Source organism: Methylobacterium sp. AC315 (assembly GCF_979253755.1).
Genome location: NZ_CEEDEA010000113.1, coordinates 1 through 248 on the forward strand (window position 1 = coordinate 1; position 248 = coordinate 248).

1 protein-coding gene is annotated in these 248 nt (G+C 71.4%); it reads right to left on the minus strand.

What is annotated here, in order from left to right; genetic code table 11:
• Positions 1 to 248 (minus strand): DUF4142 domain-containing protein (locus AC0IY0_RS28915; protein WP_471766500.1); only part of this gene is annotated, 248 nt, incomplete at both ends.

Below are 248 nucleotides of genomic sequence, written 5' to 3' on the forward strand. Positions count from 1 at the left end.
CCGCTCGGTGGGCGAAGGCCGCGAGAGCAGGCTCGGATCCGGGTCGTCCGCCTTGGGTAGTGCTCCTCCGGCCCTGCATCTGCGTCAGCTGCGCGATGTGCAGGTGGATCAGAGGCAGCGCGCCGCGGGCGATGCGGCGCAGGCCGGGATCCTCACCCGACTGCGCGTTGGAGCCGTGAATGTTGAGCGCTTCCCGGTGGCCCTGCAGCGCGTTCGCCAGGAAGGTGGCGTCGTATTGCGGGCCCGGC